Below are 3,134 nucleotides of genomic sequence, written 5' to 3'. Positions count from 1 at the left end.
TGTCGAGCTGAGTGTGCTCGTAAAACTGATTCAAACAAACTAACTGCAAACGACGAACGTTTCGCACTCGCTGCTTAATTGCCAGTGAGCTTTACAACAGCAGGCCGATGGGCTGGGCAAGGGGTCTTTAGCGCAAGTTAATGGCTCCCGGCTGTAAAGATAATTTCATCGGCTGGCTCCGGGCTGGGTACCTTAACCCGGGGCAAGAAAATAGGGTGCTGGCGTCCTGTGTAGCGTGCGACTGCGCGACACAGGTGGCGAGACTCAAATCAGACCGCTAAACATGTAGATCTGCCCGAACAAGGCTTGCGGACGGGGGTTCAAATCCCCCCAGCTCCACCACCATAACGTCCAAGGCCGTTTACTGAAGTCCAGTAAGCGGCCTTTTTCTTTTTAAATTCAATAAGTTGTGGGAGTTGATCGTCGGCATAGGTATACACAAGCCCATTGACAGCCTGCCCAAAGCGGGGGTACATAAGGGGGTGCAAGCAAGCGTTTTGGCTGCTTTGTGGGGTTGGTCAGCGCTTCCTTAAGGCAGGAAGCAGGCGGTCAGCGGGCAGGTCGTGTGGCTGTGATCGATCCCAAGCAGGTCGTTGTTACTCGAGTTTCGCTGACCGTGGTGTCGGCTCGATTCGGGCGGCAGCTTATTTTCAGACAACAAAAACAGCTCGGCGAACCGGAAGCCGTAGATAAGGAATGCAATCGTGGCTCTCAAACCCCCCTTGATGGATCTACCCATCAAAACCGCCGACGGCGGCTTCTACGGTGGCTTCACCAAGCAAGTGACGATCACGGCCAAGTTGCTGATCGCCGCGCTCATCCTTTGGGCCATGATCTTCCCAAAGCGGTCCAGCAGCTTCCTGAGCGGTATTAACGACACCATCCTGGCTTCGCTCGGCTTTTGGTACATCTATGCCATGGCCTTCTTCCTCATTTTGTGCCTGGCTCTGGCGATCTGGCCTGCTTCGGGCCGACTGAAGCTGGGCTTGCCGGACGACAAACCGGAGTTCTCGAACTTCTCGTGGTTTTCGATGATGTTTGGCGCTGGCATCGGTATTGGCATGCTGACCTTCGCCACAGCCGAGCCGATGTACCACTTCGCCAAGAACCCGGCCACGATTCAGCAACTGACCGAGCCCAGCACTTTGGGTAACGTGCGCGACGCTTACATCTGGTCGTTCACGCACTGGGGCTTTGCGGCTTGGGCGGCCTACGCGGTCGTCGGCCTGTCGCTGGGTTACTGCTCGTACCGCCGAGGCTTGCCACTGACGATCCGCTCCGGTCTCACGCCGTTGTTTGGCAAGTGGATGTCCGGGCCGCTGGGCCATGTGGTTGACGTGGTGGCCGTGGTGGCCACCGTGCTGGGGGTGTCGCAGACCTTGGGTTTCGGTGTGGAGCAGTTCATCTCGGGCCTCTCGCGCATCGGCGTCGGCGATTGGCTGTACACCACGGCGGCTGACGGCACGCGCTCGTCCTCCAAGGCAGGCATCATCGCCGCCCTGTTGGTGATCATGGGCGCGTCTACGCTGTCGGCGCTGTCGGGCGTCGGCAAGGGCATCAAGTGGCTCTCGAACATCAACATGGGACTGAGCTTCTTCGTGCTGGCCTTCTTCGTCATCTTCGGCTCGACGCTGTTTGGCCTGCAGGCCTTGTTCGTGGGCCTGTGGGACTACCTGGTCTCGATTCCGGGTAATCTCTTCGCCGTCTGGTCCAGGAACGGCACGCCGGTGGGTGATGCGCTGGCTGGCTGGCAGGGCGGTTGGACCATTTTTTACTGGGCCTGGTGGATCGCTTTCGCGCCCTTTGTCGGCTTGTTTTTAGCCCGCATTTCACGTGGTCGCACGGTGCGCGAATACGTGCTGGGCGCGTTGATCGTTCCGGCCATCATGTGCTTCGTCTGGTTTGCCCTGGTCGGCGGCACCGCCATCGATCTGGAACTGACGGGCAAGGCGGGCGGCGCCATTGCAGGGGCGGGTCAGGCGTCACAACTGTTCGTCATGCTGGGCGTGATGCTGCGCCCGGATCTGGCATGGGCGATGTCGATCGTGGTGGTGGTGCTGCTGCTGACTTATCTGGTGACCTCGGCCGACAGCGCCGTGCTGATCATCAACCCCATCAACGCCGCCGGCGACGAGGGCCCCAAGGCGCGCCCCCACATCCTGTTCTGGGGCGCGGCGTTGGCGCTCGTGGTGGGCGGCCTCATTGTGGCCGGCGGCCTGGGCGCCATCAAGACGGCCATGGTCATTGGTGCCCTGCCGTTCAGCCTGGTGATGGTGCTGATGGGTATCGCGCTGATCAAGGGCATCCTTCACGACGGCCTGCGCGAGAAGCACGGCATACCGACGACCACCGGACAGTAGGTTGCCTCTGATTGATTGGGTGCCTGTAGCAGCCCCATGACCAACAGCCCCGGCCATCGCGTGTCGGGGTTTTTCGTTCTGGTGGGCCAGTTGACTGGCCCTTTGACCGCTGGACGGGCCGTAGGGCGCTGGGAGTGACGCTGCTATGCAGTCAACGCTGCGGATTCATCGAAAGGAAACTCAAGGGATGGTGCCGGGGGACCGATGGCGCTTGTCGCGCGTAGTTCCGCGGCCACCTTCAAGGGCGCGCTCAACTGGTCCGCCTGCGGTTGGCAGATATCATTGCGAGATCCCACCTGCTCGCCACACCCGTTCAGGGCTAAAGGGCAGCAACGCGCATGTCCATCGACCTCCTCTCCCTCTTCCTCTGCGCTAGTGTAGTGTTTGATTCTTGAGTGAACGTAAACGAACTGCTTGGCGCCAATGCTCCACTACGGTTTGTATTGGAGTGAGAAATTGCGAGTTGCCCCGGTTGTAGAGCTCAGTCAAGGGCAGGAAACAGAGCTGACGAAGTTGGCGCGTTCCAAGCGCACCAGTGTGCGCCTGTCGCAGCGAGCACGAATCGTGCTGCTGGCCGCGCATGGCCTGCAGAACAAGGCGATTGCCGAACAATTGGGCATAGGCCGCGTGCATGTTGCTCGCTGGCGCGAGCGCTATGTTCAGGCCGGTCTTGAAGGCATCGAGCGGGACTTGCCCCGCGGAGCACCGCCTGTGAAGGTGGACGTGCAAAAGCTGGTGGAGTTGACCACGCAGACCACGCCCCAGGCTGCCACG

2 protein-coding genes and 1 other RNA gene are annotated in these 3,134 nt (G+C 60.2%); all 3 read left to right on the top strand.

Annotated features, from left to right (window positions below; all coding sequences use genetic code 11):
- Positions 1 to 342: a transfer-messenger RNA gene (gene ssrA / locus ACESMT_RS20465) on the top strand; the annotation flags it as partial.
- Positions 343 to 704: 362 nt separating this feature from the next.
- Entirely contained in the window at positions 705 to 2,360 is a 1,656-nt protein-coding gene (locus ACESMT_RS20460) for a BCCT family transporter (protein ID WP_372828437.1), read from the top strand.
- Between the two features lie 513 nt (positions 2,361 to 2,873).
- The coding region (locus ACESMT_RS20455) for a helix-turn-helix domain-containing protein (protein ID WP_372828436.1) at positions 2,874 to 3,134 on the top strand (261 nt) is incomplete at its 3' end.

The organism is Polaromonas sp. (assembly GCF_041689105.1).
In the GTDB taxonomy this organism is placed as follows: domain Bacteria; phylum Pseudomonadota; class Gammaproteobacteria; order Burkholderiales; family Burkholderiaceae_C; genus Polaromonas.
Note: the sequence above shows the minus strand (reverse complement) of the source record. Positions and strands in the feature narration are given on the sequence as shown.